The sequence below is a fragment of the Burkholderia sp. L27(2015) genome (genome assembly GCF_009765705.1).
In the GTDB taxonomy this organism is placed as follows: Bacteria; Pseudomonadota; Gammaproteobacteria; order Burkholderiales; family Burkholderiaceae; genus LMUX01.
This window is the reverse complement of record NZ_LMUX01000027.1, coordinates 140,849-159,643: the sequence shown is the minus strand read 5'-3', so window position 1 is coordinate 159,643 and position 18,795 is coordinate 140,849. Positions and strand designations below refer to the sequence as shown.

15 protein-coding genes and 1 pseudogene are annotated in these 18,795 nt (G+C 60.3%); 13 read left to right on the top strand and 3 right to left on the bottom strand.

Annotation, left to right across the window (positions count from 1 at the left end; translation table 11 throughout):
• Positions 1 to 199 precede the first annotated feature (199 nt).
• From GSQ77_RS28470 to GSQ77_RS28460, 3 genes are all read right to left on the bottom strand, one after another.
• Positions 200 to 1,093 (bottom strand): LysR substrate-binding domain-containing protein, encoded by an 894-nt coding sequence (locus tag GSQ77_RS28470; protein ID WP_158907417.1) that lies wholly within the window; start codon positions 1,091 to 1,093, stop codon positions 200 to 202.
• A gap of 474 nt (positions 1,094 to 1,567) precedes the next feature.
• Positions 1,568 to 2,968, bottom strand: a complete 1,401-nt coding sequence (locus GSQ77_RS28465) for an MATE family efflux transporter (RefSeq protein WP_158907415.1) — start codon at positions 2,966 to 2,968, stop codon at positions 1,568 to 1,570.
• Between the two features lie 215 nt (positions 2,969 to 3,183).
• Positions 3,184 to 4,272 (bottom strand): MBL fold metallo-hydrolase, encoded by a 1,089-nt coding sequence (locus GSQ77_RS28460; protein WP_158907413.1) that lies wholly within the window; start codon positions 4,270 to 4,272, stop codon positions 3,184 to 3,186.
• Positions 4,273 to 4,517: 245 nt separating this feature from the next.
• On the opposite strand from GSQ77_RS28460, the gene GSQ77_RS28455 reads away from it, so the two are divergent.
• From GSQ77_RS28455 to bioB, 13 genes and pseudogenes are all read left to right on the top strand, one after another.
• Entirely contained in the window at positions 4,518 to 4,919 is a 402-nt protein-coding gene (locus GSQ77_RS28455) for a MerR family DNA-binding transcriptional regulator (RefSeq protein ID WP_174246518.1), read from the top strand.
• Positions 4,920 to 5,032: 113 nt separating this feature from the next.
• On the top strand, positions 5,033 to 6,214 hold the full coding sequence (locus tag GSQ77_RS28450; protein WP_158907409.1) for an isovaleryl-CoA dehydrogenase: 1,182 nt from the start codon (positions 5,033 to 5,035) through the stop codon (positions 6,212 to 6,214).
• Positions 6,215 to 6,282: 68 nt separating this feature from the next.
• The gene (aceK, locus tag GSQ77_RS28445; RefSeq protein ID WP_158907407.1) at positions 6,283 to 8,187 is read left to right on the top strand and encodes a bifunctional isocitrate dehydrogenase kinase/phosphatase; all 1,905 of its coding nucleotides are present in this window, start codon (positions 6,283 to 6,285) and stop codon (positions 8,185 to 8,187) included.
• A gap of 89 nt (positions 8,188 to 8,276) precedes the next feature.
• A pseudogene (gene can, locus GSQ77_RS28440) lies at positions 8,277 to 8,903 on the top strand (carbonate dehydratase); the annotation flags it as partial.
• 135 nt (positions 8,904 to 9,038) lie between these two features.
• Positions 9,039 to 10,226, top strand: coding sequence for an acetyl-CoA C-acetyltransferase (locus GSQ77_RS28435; RefSeq protein WP_158907403.1), 1,188 nt, complete (start codon positions 9,039 to 9,041; stop codon positions 10,224 to 10,226).
• A 34-nt stretch (positions 10,227 to 10,260) separates the two neighbouring features.
• Positions 10,261 to 10,929 carry an SDR family oxidoreductase gene (locus tag GSQ77_RS28430; protein WP_158907401.1) on the top strand — a complete coding sequence of 223 codons (669 nt, stop codon included), beginning with the start codon at positions 10,261 to 10,263 and terminating at the stop codon, positions 10,927 to 10,929.
• Positions 10,923 to 11,351: a YchJ family metal-binding protein gene (locus GSQ77_RS28425; protein WP_158907399.1), complete on the top strand. Its 429-nt coding sequence runs from the start codon at positions 10,923 to 10,925 to the stop codon at positions 11,349 to 11,351. Before GSQ77_RS28430 ends, GSQ77_RS28425 begins: the two co-directional genes overlap by 7 nt.
• A gap of 102 nt (positions 11,352 to 11,453) precedes the next feature.
• A complete protein-coding gene (locus GSQ77_RS28420; RefSeq protein ID WP_158907397.1) occupies positions 11,454 to 13,061 on the top strand; it encodes a carboxyl transferase domain-containing protein in 1,608 nt (535 codons plus the stop codon).
• A gap of 394 nt (positions 13,062 to 13,455) precedes the next feature.
• A complete protein-coding gene (locus GSQ77_RS28415; protein ID WP_158907395.1) occupies positions 13,456 to 14,253 on the top strand; it encodes an enoyl-CoA hydratase/isomerase family protein in 798 nt (265 codons plus the stop codon).
• Between the two features lie 51 nt (positions 14,254 to 14,304).
• The gene (gene bioA / locus GSQ77_RS28410) at positions 14,305 to 15,660 is read left to right on the top strand and encodes an adenosylmethionine--8-amino-7-oxononanoate transaminase (RefSeq protein ID WP_158907393.1); all 1,356 of its coding nucleotides are present in this window, start codon (positions 14,305 to 14,307) and stop codon (positions 15,658 to 15,660) included.
• 16 nt (positions 15,661 to 15,676) lie between these two features.
• Complete coding sequence (gene bioF / locus GSQ77_RS28405) at positions 15,677 to 16,858, top strand: 8-amino-7-oxononanoate synthase (protein WP_158907391.1); 1,182 nt, start codon at positions 15,677 to 15,679, stop codon at positions 16,856 to 16,858.
• Positions 16,859 to 16,974: 116 nt separating this feature from the next.
• Complete coding sequence (bioD, locus tag GSQ77_RS28400; RefSeq protein WP_158907389.1) at positions 16,975 to 17,697, top strand: dethiobiotin synthase; 723 nt, start codon at positions 16,975 to 16,977, stop codon at positions 17,695 to 17,697.
• A gap of 12 nt (positions 17,698 to 17,709) precedes the next feature.
• The gene (gene bioB, locus GSQ77_RS28395) at positions 17,710 to 18,771 is read left to right on the top strand and encodes a biotin synthase BioB (protein WP_158907387.1); all 1,062 of its coding nucleotides are present in this window, start codon (positions 17,710 to 17,712) and stop codon (positions 18,769 to 18,771) included.
• Positions 18,772 to 18,795: the final 24 nt, after the last annotated feature.

The following is an 18,795-nucleotide window of genomic DNA, read 5'->3' as shown; positions in this document are numbered from 1 at the left end:
CTCAGTTGCCGGCTCGGATTTTCTATCTCCTATTTAAGAATAGTGATCTCATAAAATTCAACGCATTGAGAATGATGTCTACGGGATTGAGACGATCTGTGCAGCATTCGCGGGTTATGGGAAAGGAGAGGAGTAGATGCCGGTGGCAAGATCGACGTATGTGGCGGGCGGCCCCATGACCTACTACTTCAACATGTGGTTACGTGAGGATCGATTGAACCCATTCTTTAAATAACCGGCTGGCCATACATTGTCGCCGAGTGGTTGGCCACACCACGTAGTAGCCCCCGCCGTAACTTGCGTAGGCATCCGATGCTTTGACCAATTTTCCGTCATGCACCAAGGAATCGATCATTTTTTCCCAGCCGAGTACGATCCCTTGGCCTTGCGTCGCCATTTGCGCCAGTATGGGATAATGGTTGGAGATAGTCGCATACTGATATTTTGGTGTAGAGACGCCGCATAATTTGAACCAGTCGCACCACTGCATCCATTGCAGTTGCTGATCCTCTGCGACCAGCAAGGTTTTGTCCAACAACATATGAGGTGCCAATTTGGCGCCATCCAAATATTCCGGAGCACAGTAGGCGTGGACCCTCTCGTCTATGATTTTTTCGCCAGCCAGGTAGGGAAGCAGGGACTCCCTGAAATAATAAATCGCGACGTCAAACGTAGCCGTGGACAGGTTTCGAACGCTCTCGTGTACGATAATCCGCACTTTGATATCCGGATAAGCGGCCTGAAATAGGCGTATTCGTGGGCCTAACCAAAGCGTGCAAGTCCCTGCCGCGCAAGCGATCGTAAGACTGTGCGAACCGTTGGATTTCATTTGCTTGCCGGTAAAGTCTGCGCAATCGATCAATAGAGCGTGGACTTGCTCCGCGTACTGCTGTCCAGCGGGGGTCATAGCCATTCGACCTTTTTTTCTCACGAATAGGGGGCGGCCTAGGAATTCCTCTAGGTGCATCACCTGTCGGCTGACTGCGCTTGGTGTCACGCCCAGTTCAGTCGCCGCTTTGGACAAGTTACCGTGGCGCGCGGCGGCGTCGAAGTACACCAATGACGCGAGAGGTGGCAGCGGAGAAATTGACACGATTTCATTCCTTGATATATTTCGGCCTCGCTTGCGAATCTTCTAACGAGTGCAATCGATATGAGGATGGCGTATAGAGCTCGCTGGTGGTCTTGCCCAAATGCAACCATGAAGAATGAAGCCAGGAAGGTCGATACGGATCTCACACTGAATCCGATTACACAGAACCATCGACTGCCCCCCCTCAAAACAATTCGTGACGGTCGGGTGAGACCGGCTGTCGCGAGAACAATGGCTCCTGGCCGGAACAATGGAAGCGCCTAGCGGAACGAAGAAACTACGGCTTTTTATTTTCAAGACGGATCCTAAAGAGAAAATAAGGCTCGATTACCGGAGCTTTCAATGCGAGCTTGGCTTGATGCGAAGTGAGCGGTAGTCGTAGAGACATGCGAATTTGAGTGGATATCAGATCGAGCCGTTCGGAGCCGACACTTCGGTTGCGTTTCGGTGGAGTGAGCAGCGGACCGTTTCGGGTCAGTGACTAACCGTGGGAAAGGCGGACATGGGCGCGTGTCCAGTCCGTATAAGCCTCTGAGTGAATACGGTGAAACGCGCAATCATAAGCACCGCCGCGATCGTCAGCGCGATAACAAAACCCCACCATACTTGCTCAGGATCTGCGGGTATCTGTTGCGATGCGTACCACGTCAGCGGAAAGCCGATCACCCAATAGGCGGTCACTGCAATCACGAATGGCACCAGTGTGTCCTTGAACCCACGCAAGGCGCCGCTGCAGCCTACCTGCAGGCCGTCCGAGATCTGGAAGACGACCGCAATCAACAATAGGGAAGCGGCGATCGAGGATATTTCCGGATCGACCGTGTACAGCCCGGTGATCTGGCGACGCAAGGTAAGGAGCACCATCGCGGATATTGTCATTACGACCGCGCACGCCAAAATTCCTACCGTTCCGCGCTTACGGGCCTCGACCAAGTTTCCCTCGCCGACCGCACCGCCTACCCGAACGGCCAACGCGGAGGCAAGCGCCATTGGGATCATGAACATCATAGAAGCGTAGTTCATGGCAATCTGATGAGCGGCCGCGGCGTTCACCGATATCCTACCCATGACCAGGGTGGCGGCCACGAAGAATCCGTTCTCGGCGACGACAGCTCCCGCGATGGGTGCGCCCAATCGCAGTATTTCCCATGGAATGCGGCTTGTGGCACGGCCCGGCACAACGTTACGCAGAACGTCCAACCATCTCGAGCGAAGTACGTAAGCGACTGTGATCAAGAGAATCAGCCACATCGACAGAGCGCTGGCGACACCGCAACCAACCCCTCCCATTGCGGGCGCACCGAGGTAACCGTATACAAAGACGAAGTTGGTCGCGACGTTGAAAAGCAAACCGATGATCGACAGGAAGAAAATCGGCCGAGTCGAGCCCATGCCTTCCAGCGCAAAACGGAACACCAGGAATACACACAATGCCGGCGCACCCCAAGCAATGGCTTTGACGAAGTCCGTTGCCATGATGCGCAGCGGTGGATCGATACCTACCGCTTCGAGCAGAGGGCCCGCGCCGAAATGCAGCGTGGTCAGCACCGCTAGCGAGAGCACCAAAGCGAGCGCTACTCCGTGACGCACGTAGGAGCCGATCAGATCGATCCGCCGTGCCCCATGATGCTGCGAGATGATTGGCGACAGCGCGGCCAATACGCCTCGCGCGGCAAAGAAGAACAGCAACCAAACATTGCTGCCGACCGCGACAGCGGCAAGGTCTGCCCCGCTGAGACGCCCCGCCATCACCACATCGGTGAAACTCATCAGCGAGACGACAAGGTTATTTCCGACCACAGGCCATGCCAGCGCGAACAGCGTCCGCACTTCCGCAAGCGCTGGATGATCCAGGTATTTGATCTGAGTTTTCATGGCTGACGATACACGGGGAAGTTATCGTCAGGAGGTGCTGAGGTGAGAGGCCTCCGAGGCAGCCGGGCGCTGCCAGAGACCGACTACCGTGAGAACGGCAGTGCCCTATCCGAACGATCGAGCCGATGAAACTACAGGTTTTTTACTTTTAAGATCGGTCTCGCCGAAGAAACAAGACTCGATTACCAGGGCGTTCGGCACGAAAGATTCACGATTCAATCCGCAACCACACCGAACCGCCACACCCCGTCCTCGCCCTTCGTCCGCTTTAACTCCCCCGCATGCCAAAACAAATGCAAATGCGCCAGCGCCTCGCCCAACGCGAACGTCATCTGGTGCAAATCGAGCTTGCGCTTAAACATCACAGGCACGATATCCGCAGCACTCTGCGGCGCAACAGCACAAGCCTCGCGCACCTCAGCCAGGCGGGCCACATGATGCTCACGCAATTGTTGCAGTCTCGTCTGCAACCCACGAAACGGCTTGCCATGCGAGGGCAACGTCAACGTATCCGTCGGCAGCGGCTCATAGCGCTCCAGTGATTCCAAATACAGCGCCAGCGGATTGGACTCAGGCTCAATATCAAAAACCGAAATATTGGTAGAGATACGCGGCAGTACCATATCGCCCGAAATCAGCACCTTCAACTCCTCGCAATACAACGCGCAGTGCTCGGTCGAATGGCCATAGCCCGTGATCACCTGCCAGCTATGCGCACCGATGGTCACGAAATTGCCCTCACGCAAGCGCCGATACGCCGGCGGCATCGACGGCACCAGACGCGTGAAATATCCCGCACGCTCGCGAATCTGCGCGAGCCCTTCAGGATCCGTCAGGCCGTGGCTGGCAAAATGCTGCGCAGCCGCTTCGCCCCCCGCGCTCGAACCCTGCGCGGTGCCTGCGGCCTGCACACGCCCCATCGTATATTCGCCCAGCGTCATCCATAAGCGCACATTCCAGCGCGCCTTGTCGCCGCCACGGGTCAACCAATCGGCCAGCCCCAGGTGATCAGGATGAAAGTGCGTGCAGATAACCCTTAGCACCGGCAACCCTTCCAGATGCTGCTCGAAGATTTCCTCCCAATGCCGCTTGATCGTTTCATCGCTGATGCCGCAATCGATAATCGTCCAACCCGGACTACCGTTTTCATCCTGATCGCGCAGCAGCCACAGATTGATGTGGTCGAGTGCAAACGGCAGCGGCATGCGTAGCCAAAATATCCCCGGCGCCACCTCGAAGGTCGTGCCCGAGGCCGGCAGTGTGTCCTGGAAAACGTAGTCGAGCTGATGTTCGAGTGCATTCATGGGCTTAGAAACTCTCAGTACGGTTATTGAGAAAATACTATCCTGCGACCGCCACCAGCCAAAATTCCCCAGGAATCACGGTGACGGGTTTTCCGGGCTTGCATTCTCTTTCGGTTGACGCTAACGTTAACGTTATTGTAGCGCCTTTGGCCGCTGGCACCATGCAAAGCGACAGGCGCCCGTTAAAAATCGGTTCTTCGAGGAGACCATCGATGAACGACCGCGCTTCAGGCGTTGCCGACGTAGTGAGGACTCACTACACAATCACGGATTTGGCCCGCGAATTCGACATAACCACTCGCGCCATCCGCTTCTACGAGGATCAGGGGCTGCTGGCCCCTACCCGGGAAGGCTCCGGCGGCCTGCGCAGAATCTACACGCCGCGCGACCGCACCCGCCTTAAATTGACGCTGCGCGGCAAGCGGCTGGGCTTTTCGCTGCTCGAAATCAAGCAATTGCTCGATCTGTACGAATCGCCCGGCGACACCCTCCCTCAGCTTACTGCGTTCCTCGATTCACTGGCGTCGCAACGCCAGGTACTGGAGCGGCAACTCGAAGACCTGACCGCAACGCTTGCGGAGCTCGACCAATACGAAGCGCAATGCCGCACATTGCTTGCCAACCATCGAGAACCCAGCACCGCTTAATGCGCGATTCGAGCATGTTTAAACAAAACTAAGCGGACTCAGGCAGATCCGTTAGCAGATTCAAGCGGGCCCGAACGCCCCCTTAAAACTCACACTTTGCATTGGAGACAACCATGATTGAGCTACCCGGCCTGAAATTTTCCTTGGGCGAAGACGTCGAAATGTTGCGCGAAACGGTCAGCCATTTCGCCGCCAAGGAAATCGCGCCGCGCGCGGCCGAAATGGATCGCACCGACCAATTCCCGATGGATCTCTGGAAAAAACTCGGCGACCTCGGTGTGCTCGGCATGACCGTTTCCGAGGAATACGGCGGCTCCGATATGGGCTACCTCGCGCACATGATCGCGATGGAAGAGATTTCACGCGCGTCGGCGTCGGTCGGCCTGTCGTACGGCGCGCATTCGAACCTGTGCGTCAACCAGATTCGCCGCAACGGCAACGAAGCCCAAAAGCGCAAATACCTGCCCAAGCTGGTTTCAGGCGACCATATCGGCGCGCTCGCCATGAGCGAACCCAACGCCGGCTCGGATGTTGTCAGCATGAAGCTGCGCGCCGACAAGAAAGGCGACCACTACGTGCTCAACGGCACCAAGATGTGGATCACCAACGGCCCCGATTGCGACACGCTGGTGGTGTACGCGAAGACCGACCCGGAAGCCGGCTCGCGCGGCATGACCGCGTTTATCGTCGAGAAAGGCATGGCAGGTTTCTCGGTGGCGCAAAAGCTCGACAAACTGGGAATGCGCGGTTCGCACACCGGCGAACTGGTGTTCAATAACGTCGAAGTGCCGGTCGAAAACATCCTCGGCACGCTCAATGGCGGCGTCAAAGTGCTGATGAGCGGCCTCGACTACGAACGCGCAGTCCTGGCCGGTGGCCCGCTGGGCATCATGGTGGCCTGCATGGACTCTGTCGTGCCGTATATCCACGATCGCAAGCAATTCGGCCAGGCAATCGGCGAATTCCAGTTGATTCAGGGCAAAGTGGCCGACATGTACACCACCTTGCAAGCGTGCCGCGCCTATGTATACGCGGTCGGGCAGCAGCTCGACGCGATCGGCGCGGAGCACGTGCGGCAGGTGCGCAAGGACTGCGCCGGCGTGATTTTGTACACCGCGGAAAAAGCCACCTGGATGGCCGGCGAAGCGATCCAGATCCTGGGAGGTAACGGCTACATCAACGAATATCCGGTCGGACGCTTGTGGCGCGATGCCAAGTTATACGAAATTGGCGCCGGCACCAGCGAAATTCGCCGTATGCTGATCGGTCGCGAGTTGTTCGCCGAAACGCTCTAAGCCCGAGCAAGGCCTAGCGGCGACGCGCTCAACATCCCACGGCACAGCGACCCATTCCTGGACACAGCATGTATCCATTTCCCAAACTTCTGTCATCGCAAATCGGTTTCGATGCGGCGCAGACGATACTCGACGGTTTCGACCGTCACTATCGTATTTTTGGGGAAGCCGCGCTCAACGCCATGCAGGTGTTCGAGCGCCGCGACTGGTTGGGCATGCAGCGCCTGTCGCGCGAGCGGATCGCCTCGTATGACGAGCGCGTGCGCGAATGCACGCATGCGTTGGTCGATAAGTACGACGCAGAAAATCTGGACTCGGAAATATGGCAGCAGATCAAACTGCATTTCATCGGTCTGCTGATCCACCACCGCCAGCCCGAATGCGCCGAAACGTTTTTCAATTCGGTATGCTGCAGAATCCTGCATCGTTCTTACTTCAATAACGATTTCATTTTCGTGCGTCCGGCGGTATCGACCGAATACATCGAGAACGACGAACCCGCCGCCAAACCGACCTATCGCGCCTACTACCTGGAACGCGACGGCCTATCGCCCACGCTCGAACGCGTCATCACCAATTTCCAGCTCGATTTGCCGTTCGACGATTTGCGACGCGACGTCGCATGCGTGATTCAGGCGCTGCACGAGGAATATGGCGAAATCGATGCCAAGCCCAATTTCCAGATTCATGTGCTGTCCTCGCTCTACTTTCGCAATCAGGCCGCTTATGTGATCGGCCGCATCATCAACGGCGATCAAGTCATGCCCTTCGTGCTGCCGATCCGGCACTTCGGGCAAAACGGGCTGGTCATCGACACCGCCCTATTCAAGCGCGAACAACTGCTTATCCTGTTCAGCTTTTCTTACTCGTACTTCCTGGTGGACATGGGAGTGCCTTCGGCGCATGTGGAATTCCTGCGCACGCTGATGCCGGGCAAATCCAACGCCGAACTCTACACGTCGGTCGGTTTGCAAAAGCAGGGCAAGAATTTGTTCTACCGCGACCTGCTTCACCATCTGTCACATTCGAGCGATAAGTTTGTCATCGCGCCCGGCATCAAGGGCATGGTGATGCTGGTATTTACGCTGCCCTCGTTTCCTTACGTCTTCAAGATCATCAAGGATGTGTTTCCGCCGCCCAAGGAGACCACCCGTGAGCAGGTCGAAAGCAAGTATGTGCTGGTCAAACAGCACGACCGCCTCGGTCGCATGGCCGACACGCTCGAATACTCGAGTGTCGCGCTGCCGCTGTCGAGGCTGGACAACGCGCTGATACGCGAGCTCGAACGCGACGCGCCGTCGATGATCGAGTATGAAGACGACAATATCGTGATTCGCCACGTATATATCGAGCGCCGCATGATTCCGCTCAATATCTATTTGCAGGAAGGCAGCGATGCGCAGGTCGAGCATGGCATCATCGAATATGGCAACGCGATCAAGGAATTGATCTCGGCCAATATTTTTCCTGGCGACATGCTGTACAAGAACTTTGGCGTAACCCGCCACGGCAGGGTCGTGTTTTACGACTATGACGAGATTGAATACCTGACCGACTGCAATGTGCGCCGGGTGCCCGTGGCTCGCAACGAGGAAGACGAGATGTCGAGCGAGCCTTGGTACGCGGTCGGGCCACACGATATTTTCCCGCAGACGTACGATACGTTCCTGCTCGGCGATGAGCGCGTGCGCCGCCACTTCATGCGGCATCATGCGGATTTCTTCGACCCGGGGTTGTGGCAGACTCACAAGGATAGAATTCTGAAGGGTGAGACACTGGAGTACTTCCCTTACGATGGCGCGCTGCGTTTCGTGCGCCGCTATGCACAGCAATTCGCCGGCGCGGCGCATGATCGCTCGCGATCGGCAACCCTGGCATCATCGTCGCCCGCCTTCGCGTCAAGTGCATCCGGCACATCGGGCTCAGCGACGACCGCTTCGCACATCAACATCGACACTAACGTTCACGCATAATCATGACCGACAAAGACATCTCAGCATCGACTCCATCGGCGAATCCAGAGACATCGGCCGCCCCCCATCAGCATTATTCGCTCGAACATCTGTTCCGCAATAATGAAGCGTGGGTCACGCGCAAGCTCTCCGTCGATCCCGATTATTTTTCTCGGCTGGTGGCGCAGCAAACCCCCGAGTTCTTATGGATCGGCTGCTCCGACTCCCGCGTGCCGGCGAACCAGATTATCGGACTGCCGCCGGGCGAAGTGTTCGTGCATCGCAATATCGCCAACGTGGTCGTTCATACCGACCTGAACTGCTTGTCGGTCATACAGTTCGCCGTCGATGTGCTCAAGGTCAAACACATCATGGTGGTGGGCCACTATGGCTGTTCGGGCGTGGGCGCTTCGTTGTTCGGCCACCGTGTCGGTCTGGCCGACAACTGGTTGCGCCACGTTCACGACGTCCACGAAAAGCATGCGGCTCTGCTCGAGAACTGGCCGATGGGCGAAGTACGCCATCGCCGCCTGGTCGAGTTCAACGCCGTCGAGCAAGCTGTCAATGTATGCCGTACCACCATCGTGCAAGACGCGTGGGCGCGCCAGCAGGACGTGACCGTGCATGCGTGGGCCTACGGCATACACGACGGCAAGATCCGCGACCTCGGTATGACGGTCAGCGAAGCTGCCGCACTCGATACGACCTATGCCGTCTGTATCGACAACCTGGGCAAGCGCGGTGGCGACCACCATCATCGGCAAGACCAATACAACGCCGGCGAATCACGCCAGGCGGACTAACCCATTGTTATTTGCAGCAGCCGCTATCGACAACCGCATAGCCCACGCTGATTGCGCAAGGAGACCAACATGACCCAGCACGATCCCATTGTGATTACTGCCGCCGCCCGCACGCCGATTGGCGGCTTTCAGGGCGACTTCGCGTCCGTGACTGCGCCCCAGCTCGGCGCCGTTGCGATACGCGCCGCGCTCGAACGTGCCGGCTTGCAACCGGCGCAGATCGATGAAGTGGTGTTCGGCTGCGTGCTGCCCGCGGGCCAGGGCCAAGCGCCGGCACGCCAGGCTACGCTGGGCGCGGGCCTGCCGCTGGCGACCGGCGCCACCACCGTCAATAAAATGTGCGGCTCAGGCATGCGCGCGGCGATGTTCGCCCACGACATGCTGGCCGCGGGCTCGGTGGACGTGGTGATCGCCGGCGGCATGGAAAGCATGACCAACGCTCCTTACCTGCTGCCCAAGGCGCGCAGCGGCATGCGCATGGGCCACGGCCAGGTGCTCGATCACATGTTTCTCGACGGCCTCGAAGACGCGTACGAAAAAGGCCGCTTGATGGGCGTGTTCGCCGAGGCTTGCGCGGGTCAGTATCAATTCAGTCGCGCCGCGCAGGATGCGTACGCGATCGAATCGCTGCGTCGCGCCAAGCTCGCCAATGAGGACGGTTCGTTCGACTGGGAAATTGCACCGGTGACCGTGAGCGGCAAGAAAGGCGACGTGATCGTGAAGCACGACGAACAACCCGCCAACGCCAACCCGGAAAAGATTACGCAGCTCAAACCCGCGTTCGCCAAGGATGGCACCGTGACGGCCGCCAACTCGTCGTCGATTTCCGACGGTGCCGCGGCGCTCGTCATGATGCGGGCATCGAAAGCCGAGCAGTTGGGGCTCAACCCGCTCGCGCGCGTGGTGGGGCATGCGAGCTTCGCGCAGGAACCGAATTTATTCACCACCGCGCCGGTAGGCGCGCTGCGCAAGCTGTTCGACAAGACCGGCTGGCGCGCCGAGCAGGTGGATTTGTTCGAAATCAACGAAGCATTCGCGGTGGTTGCGATGGCGGCCATGCACGAGCACAAGCTGCCGCACGAAAAGGTCAACATCCACGGCGGTGCCTGCGCATTAGGCCATCCGATCGGTGCGTCCGGCGCGCGGATTCTGGTGACCTTGCTGGGCGCGCTGCGCAAACAAGGCGCGCGGCGCGGCGTCGCGAGCCTGTGCATAGGCGGCGGCGAAGCCACCGCGATGGCGCTGGAATTGTTCTAAAGCAAACCCTAACCTTAAGACAAGACCTGCTTTCATGAAATCTGTTTTAGTAGTCGGCGCATCGCGCGGCCTCGGTCTCGAATTTGTGCGGCAGTACAGCGCGGCCGGCTGGCGTGTGCTGGCAACCGTACGTGATGACGCAGCCGCCAAGGCCGTGGAAGCGTTGGGCGCGCAAAGCTTCTTTCTCGATGTCACGCAAGCCGAGCAGATCGCGGGGCTTGCCTGGCAACTGGACGGCGAAACGCTGGACCTCGCGCTGTTGGTGTCAGGGGTGTTCGGTCCGCGAACCGAGGGTGTCGAGGTCGTGAGTGATCGCGATTTCGACACCGTCATGCATACCAACGTGCGCGCGCCGATGCAGATGATTCCGATCCTGCTGCCGCTGGTCGAAGCGGCATCCGGCAAGCTGGTGGTGCTCTCCAGCGTGATGGCCAGTATCGGCAGTGCCACCGGCACCACGGGGTGGTTGTATCGCGCCAGCAAGGCCGCATTGAACGCCGTGCTGGGTTGCGCCGCGCTGGAAGCGAAAACCGCGACCTGCCTTACCCTACACCCAGGCTGGGTACGCACCGATATGGGCGGCGAGGGTGGGGCGCTGGCGATCGAAGACAGCGTAAGCGGCATGCGACAGGTAATCGCCGCAGCGACCCGCGAGGACAATGGCGCGTTCAAACGATACGACGGTCAGGTGTTGCCGTGGTAACGGCGCAGGCGCGGCTCGAAAGCGCATCCGCCACCTGCCCTTGCGGCGGTCAGCCAGTGGGTGCGTCTTACGATCAATGTTGCGGCCGGCTCATCGATGGGCAGCTCCCCGCGCACGACGCTAGCGAGCTGATGCGCTCGCGCTATACCGCCTATGTGCTGCAGGCTCATACGTACTTGCGCCAGACCTGGCATCCCGACACCTGCCCGGTCGACCTGGAGGCCGGCGTCGACGCCGGCCAGAAAACCCATTGGCTTGGCCTGAGCGTAAAGCGCAGTGCGCAGCTCGATGCCACGCATGCGGAGGTCGAATTTATCGCGCGCTACAAAATAGGCGGTCGCGCGCACCGCCTGCATGAAGTAAGCCGCTTCGAGCGCACTGGCGACCAGTGGCGCTACGTCGATGGCGATCTTCTGACGTGAATCTCTGTTCGCTCCCGGTGTGCGCCAACGTTGCGGCGCATCTTGACGGTGCCCGAACCGCGCCGAACTGCACATTAAGCGGGAATTTTTGCTAAGACTCTTATGCCGATACTAGAAACGCAGCTCAACGTTCGCTCCGACGATTTTCACACCAACACCACGGCCATGCAGGCCTTGGTCGACGACCTGTACCAGCGAGTCGCCACGCTGTCGGCCGGCGGCGGCGAAGCCGCGCGCCAGAAGCACCTGGGACGCGGCAAGCTGCTGCCGCGCGAACGTGTCGCGCAGTTGATCGATCCGGGCACGCCCTTCCTGGAGTTTTCCCAGTTGGCGGCCTACGGCATGTACAACGACGATGCGCCCGGCGCCGGCATCATCACCGGCATCGGACGGATCTCCGGCCAGGAATGCGTGATCGTCTGCAACGACGCTACCGTCAAGGGCGGCACGTATTACCCGATTACCGTCAAAAAGCACGTACGCGCGCAGGAAATCGCCGCCGAAAACTGCCTGCCCTGCGTCTATCTCGTGGACTCAGGCGGCGCCAACCTGCCCAATCAGGACGAGGTGTTCCCCGACCGCGATCACTTCGGCCGGATCTTTTTCAACCAGGCCAATCTATCGGCTGAAGGCATCCCGCAAATTGCGGTGGTGATGGGTTCCTGCACGGCGGGCGGCGCCTATGTCCCCGCGATGAGCGACGAGTCCATCATCGTCAAGGACCAGGGCACGATTTTCCTGGGCGGCCCGCCGCTCGTGAAAGCCGCGACCGGCGAAGTGGTGACCGCGGAAGATCTGGGCGGCGGCGACGTTCATACTCGCTTGTCGGGCGTGGTCGATCACCTCGCGCAGAACGACGCTCATGCGCTCAAAATTGCTCGCAGTATCGTCGCCAACCTTAACCGCACCAAGCCGACCACGCTGCAAGTGCGCGAACCGCTGCCGCCGCGCTTCGACCCGAGAAGCGTCTACGGCGTGATTCCGGTCGATACGCGCAAGCCCTTCGATATCCGCGAGATCATCGCCCGGCTCGTCGACGATTCTGCATTCGATGAATTCAAGGCGCGTTACGGCACGACACTGGTGTGCGGCTTTGCGCATCTGTGGGGTTATCCGGTCGGCATTATCGCGAACAACGGCATCCTGTTTTCCGAATCTGCGCTCAAGGGTGCGCACTTCATCGAGCTATGCTGCCAACGCAAGATCCCGCTGATTTTCTTGCAAAACATCACCGGCTTCATGGTCGGGCGTAAATACGAGAACGAGGGCATCGCGCGCAACGGCGCCAAGATGGTGACCGCCGTGGCGACTGCCAAGGTACCGAAGTTCACGGTGATCATCGGCGGCTCGTTCGGCGCGGGCAACTATGGCATGTGCGGGCGCGCGTATTCGCCACGTTTCCTGTGGATGTGGCCGAACGCGCGCATCTCGGTGATGGGCGGAGAACAGGCGGCTTCGGTGCTGGCGACCGTACGGCGCGACGGTTTGGAAGCGAAAGGGCAAAGTTGGAGCGCCGAGCAGGAAGAGGCGTTCAAGGCGCCGATCCGCGACCAGTACGAAGCGCAAGGGCATCCGTATTACGCCAGCGCGCGGCTGTGGGACGATGGCGTGATCGACCCGGCCGAAACCCGCAATGTGCTGGGTCTGGGCTTATCGGCGGCGTTGAATGCGCCGATCGCGGAAACGCGTTTTGGCCTATTCCGCATGTAAACGGGGACAGGCGGGGGGCAGGCGGAGCGGGCAGGCCGCGCTTGCGTCGCGAGTGTGCCGCTAGTGCGTCGCGGACAGGCCGGTTTGCCCAGAGCCCTCTTTGCGCAAAGTAACGGGTTTTTATTGCGTTTTACGCGAATGAAGCGCGCAGTAACCGAAACGAGCGCGCGCCGCACCGCTCGACCCGCGAGTGGCAGCGGGTAAACGAGGAGACGGATCGCCCGCAAGTCCGTCTTTTTTAAGATAATCGATCATTTGGCCACGCATTTCCGCCCGCAAGGGCGTCATGCTGACGCACAGTGCCGAAGCTGGATGCTGGGGCTGGCTGCAGATGTTGGATGTTCAAGTCTGATCTGCAACACACTCAGTGCCAACATAAGGAGCAAGACACACCATGAGTTACGAACGGATCACGCTGACGCACGACGACCGGCTACCGCACGTGGCTCAGGTCACCTTGAACCGCCCGGAGATACGCAACGCGTTCGACGAGATGACGATTGCCGAGTTGACACAGGTATTCAGCGAACTCGATGCCAATGGTCAAGTGCGCGTGGTGATACTCGCCGCGAACGGCCCGTCGTTTTGCGCCGGCGCCGATCTGAACTGGATGAAGCGCATGTCCGGCTACACCGACGCTGAAAACCGCGCCGATGCGCTCGCGCTGGCGACGATGCTGAACACGATATACCGCTGCTCCAAGCCGGTTATCGCGCAAGTCCAGGGCGACACGTATGCAGGCGGCATGGGCTTGTTGGCGGCTTGCGATATCGCGATCGCCGCCGATCACGCGCAGTTTTGCCTGTCTGAAGCGCGCCTCGGACTGATGCCCGCGACGATCGCACCGTATGTGATCCGGGTCATGGGCGAGCAAGCAGCGCGCCGGTATTTTGTGACGGCCGAGCGCTTTGGCGCGGCCTACGGCGCGCAGATCGGGATGTTGCATCAGGTGGTGCCGGCCGATGTACTGGAGGCGGCGGTGGGTGAAATCGCTCGCACGCTGGCCGCCAACGGCCCGAGCGCAGTGAGCGAATGCAAACGGCTGGTGATCGATTTGGCGCACCGCCCTATCGATACCGCGTTGATGTGGGACACGGCGGATCGCATCGCGCGGATACGTGCCAGTGACGAGGGCCGTGAAGGTATTGCCAGTTTTCTGGAAAAGCGCAAACCGAATTGGTTGGCGACGTGATGTCGCCTTGCACTTTGCTTTGTATAGCCGTTTTTTGAGATAGGATTCGATGTGAACAAGCACCAATCCAAAGAGTGGGCGGACCGCAGCCTTGCCTCGGTCTGGCATCCGTGCACGCAAATGAAACAGCACGAGCAGACGCCGCCGCTGGCGATCGCGCGCGGGGCCGGCGCCTGGCTGTACGATTTCGACGGCAATCGTTATCTGGACGCGATCAGCTCCTGGTGGGTCAACTTGTTCGGGCACGCGAACCCGGTCATCGGCGCCGCGCTCAAAGCCCAAATCGATACGCTCGAACACACGATGCTGGCCGGTTGCACGCACCAGCCGGTAGTCGAACTTTCCGAGCGGCTGGCAGCACTTACGGGTGGCGTACTCGGCCACGCGTTTTACGCGAGCGATGGCGCGTCGGCAGTCGAGATCGCGCTGAAAATGAGCTTCCACTATTGGCGCAATCATGGCAAAACGGCCAAGCAGGAATTCGTCTGCCTCGCTCATAGTTATCACGGCGAGACGATAGGCGCGCTTGGGGTGACGGATGTCGCGCTATTTCGCGATGCCTATGACCCGCTGCTGCGTCGGGCCCACCTGGTTGCATCGCCCGATGCGCGCGGCGCGCAGCCCGGCGAAAGCAGCGCGGACGTAGCCGCGCGCGCGCTAACCGAAGTGCGCGCACTGTTCGAAGCGCGCCACGAGCAACTCGCGGCTATCATCGTCGAGCCGCTGGTGCAATGCGCGGCCGGCATGGCGATGTATCACCCGTCGTATCTGAGCGGCCTGCGCGCGCTGTGCGACCAATACGGCGTGCATCTGATTGCCGACGAAATCGCGGTCGGGTGCGGGCGCACCGGCACGTTTTTCGCGTCGGAGCAGGCCGGTGTTTGGCCCGATCTGCTGTGTCTATCCAAGGGCATCAGTGGCGGTTACCTGCCCTTGTCGGTGGTGCTCGTGCGCGACTCGATTTACGAAGCGTTCTACGACGACGAGGTCGCCCGCGGCTTCCTGCACTCGCACTCGTACACGGGCAACCCGCTCGCCTGCACCGCCGCGCTAGCCACGCTGGACCTGTTCAAGAACGAAGACGTGCTGGCAAGCAATCGTGCGAAGTCCGCGACGCTGGCCAAGCATATGGCGCCGCTCGCGAGCCACCCCAAGGTGCGCCACCTGCGGCAAAGCGGCACCATTTTTGCCTTCGACGTACAACTCGGCCAGCAAGTCAGTGCGCAGGCGGCAGGCGCTTTTGCACGACGTTTTTTCGAAACCGGCTTGCGTCACGAATTGATGATTCGCCCAATCGGGCGCACCGTGTACTTTATGCCGCCGTATGTGCTGACCGATACTGAGCTCGAACTCCTGGCCTGGCGCACACGCGCGACGCTGGAATATGTACTGAACACGTACGAATAATTTAAGGTTGGTTGTTATGGAATTGCTGGACTCACTGGAACGACAGTTGCGCGAGATCGAGGCGCAGCGGCTGACCCGCCAACGCCGGATCGCCGACACCCCGTGCGATGCGCACATGAAGATCGACGGGCGCGACATCATCGGCTTCGCGAGCAACGACTACCTGGGCCTGGCGGCCCACCCGGCGCTGGTGGCGGCAATGGCCGAAGGCGCCGCGTTGTACGGCGCCGGCAGCGGCGGTTCTCACCTGCTGGGCGGTCACTCGCGCCCTCATGCGCAGGCCGAGGACGATCTGGCAGCCTTCACCGGCGGCTTCAGCGATGCACCGCGCGCGCTGTATTTTTCGACCGGCTACATGGCGAATCTGGCGGTGCTCTCGACGCTAGCCGACAAAGACGCCATGATTTTTTCGGACGCGCTGAACCATGCGTCGCTGATCGATGGCGCGCGGCTCTCGCGTGCGACGGTGCAGGTTTATCCGCATCTGGATTTAGTCACGCTCGAACGGCAATTGAACGCCTGCTCCTGCGCCACCAAGGTGATCGTCAGCGACGGCGTGTTCAGCATGGACGGCGACCTCGCGCCGATTCCGAGCTTGCTCGCGCTGGCCGAGCGCCATCATGCGTGGCTGGTGATCGACGACGCCCATGGCTTCGGCGTGATCGGCGGGGGCGCCGGCATCCTGGCGCACGCGCAAGTGCGCTCGCCTTACCTGGTGTACGTCGGCACGCTGGGCAAAGCGGCGGGCGTGGCCGGCGCGTTTGTCGTGGCGCACGAAACCGTGATCGAGTGGCTGCTGCAACGTGCGCGCCCTTACATCTTCACGACCGCGGCACCCCCGGCGATCGCCCATGCCGTGTCCGCGAGCGTGCGCCTGATCGCATCAAGCGAAGGTTCCGCGCGGCGGCGGCGCTTGCAACAGTCGATTGCGCGCGTGCGCGACATGCTCAAACGCACGCCGTGGCAACCGGTCGATTCGCACACCGCGATCCAGCCGCTCATCATCGGCGAGAACCAGCCTACGCTCGCGCTCGCCGCAGCGCTCGACGCGCACGGCATGTGGGTGCCGGCCATCCGACCGCCGACCGTGCCACGCGGTAGTTCGCGCTTGCGTATCTCGTTATCGGCCGCGCATACCGACGCCGATCTCGACCGGCTCGAAGCGGGGCTGCGCGAGGTCAGCAAGGTGGCTGCATGAAAACCTTAATACCTGATCACGCCTCGACACCTGATCAAGCCTCGTTATCGCCTCGAGTTTCGGTGCCGCATCAAGCCTCGGTATCGCCTCAGGCCTCGTTACCGGATCAAGCGCCGATGCCCCGGTCGATCTTCGTCACCGGCACCGATACCGGCATCGGCAAGACGCTGGCATCGAGCGCGTTGGTGCACGCGTTCGGCGCGTTGGGAGCGCGTACCGCCGCGATGAAGCCGATTGCATCGGGCGCGGTTTGGCACGGTGGCCGCTTGCTCAACGACGATGTCGAACAGCTCGCGGCCGCCGTCAATGTAAAGTTGCCGCTGGAGATGACCACACCGTACTTGTTCGAGGAGCCGGCGGCACCGCATCTGGTTGCTGCCGCGGCTGGCGTCACACTCGAACTCGAACGCATCGTGGCGTGTTACGAAGAGGTACGCACACGCGCGGATGTCGTGGTGATCGAAGGCGTCGGCGGCTTTCGCGTGCCGCTTGACGACACGCTCGACACGGCCGACCTGACCGTGGCGTTGGGCTTGCCGGTGGTGCTCGTGGTCGGCATCCGGTTGGGCTGCATCAGCCATGCCTTGCTTAGCGCCGAAGCCATCGTCGCGCGCGGCTTGACGCTGGTGGGCTGGATCGCCAACCAGATCGATCCCCACATGCTCCACCGCGAGGCCAATATCGATACCTTGCGAACCCGGCTCGAGCGGCAGTACGGCACGCCGCTGCTGGGCAGCATCCCTTTTCTGAATCCGCCCAGCGCTGCCGGCGCGGCCCATTATCTGAATATTAAACCGCTGCTTGGCGTAAATTACGCCAGCACGCACTCGACGATTTAAAGGAATCCGATTATGACGCTCAATACGCTGACCCCGACGCCAACCCCGACTCAAACCCTGACGGGCGCCGCCGCGTCGGTCAACGCAACGGCCGCTAAAAGCGCGTCGGCTGCATGGAAAGTGGCCGATGTCATCGCGCTATACGACCTGCCGTTCAACGACCTGATGTTTCGCGCACAACAAGTGCACCGCGAGCACTTCGATCCGAATCTGGTGCAGCTCTCGACGCTGCTGTCGATCAAGACGGGGGGCTGCCCCGAGGATTGCGCCTATTGCCCGCAGTCGGCGCATCACGACACCGGTGTCGAAGCCGACAAGCTGATGCCGATCGCCGAAGTGATCGAAGCAGCGCGCGCCGCCAAACAACATGGCGCAACACGCTTTTGCATGGGTGCTGCGTGGCGCAGCCCGAAAGAACATCAAGTTGCGCAAGTGGCCGAGATGATCCGCGAGGTCAAGGCGCTCGGCATGGAAACCTGCGTGACGCTGGGCATGCTCAAGGAAAACCAAGCGCAGTCGCTCAAGGAAGCGGGCCTGGACTACTACAACCACAATCTCGACACCTCGCCCGAGTTCTACGGCCAGATCATCAGCACCCGCACCTACCAGGACCGCCTGGATACGCTAGAACATGTGCGCGACGCCGGCATCAACGTGTGTTGCGGCGGCATTGTCGGGATGGGCGAATCGCGCCGCGAACGCGCCGGCTTGATCGCCCAGTTGGCCAACCTCGATCCGTATCCGGAATCGGTGCCGATCAATAACCTGGTGCAGGTCGAAGGCACGCCGCTAGCCGGCACCGCGCCGCTCGATCCGTTCGAATTCGTACGCACCATCGCGGTGGCGCGCATCACCATGCCGCGCGCGATGGTCAGGCTCTCGGCCGGACGCGAGCAAATGGACGAAGCGTTGCAGGCACTGTGCTTTGCCGCCGGCGCCAATTCGATTTTCTATGGCGAGCGCTTGCTCACCACCGGCAACCCGCAGGCCGAGGCCGACCGCGCGTTGCTGAAACGGCTGGGCATGCGCGCCGAGGGCGTCGACTATAACGATAAACAAGCCGCCACCGCATAACACGCACGCCGCACCGCAGCCTAG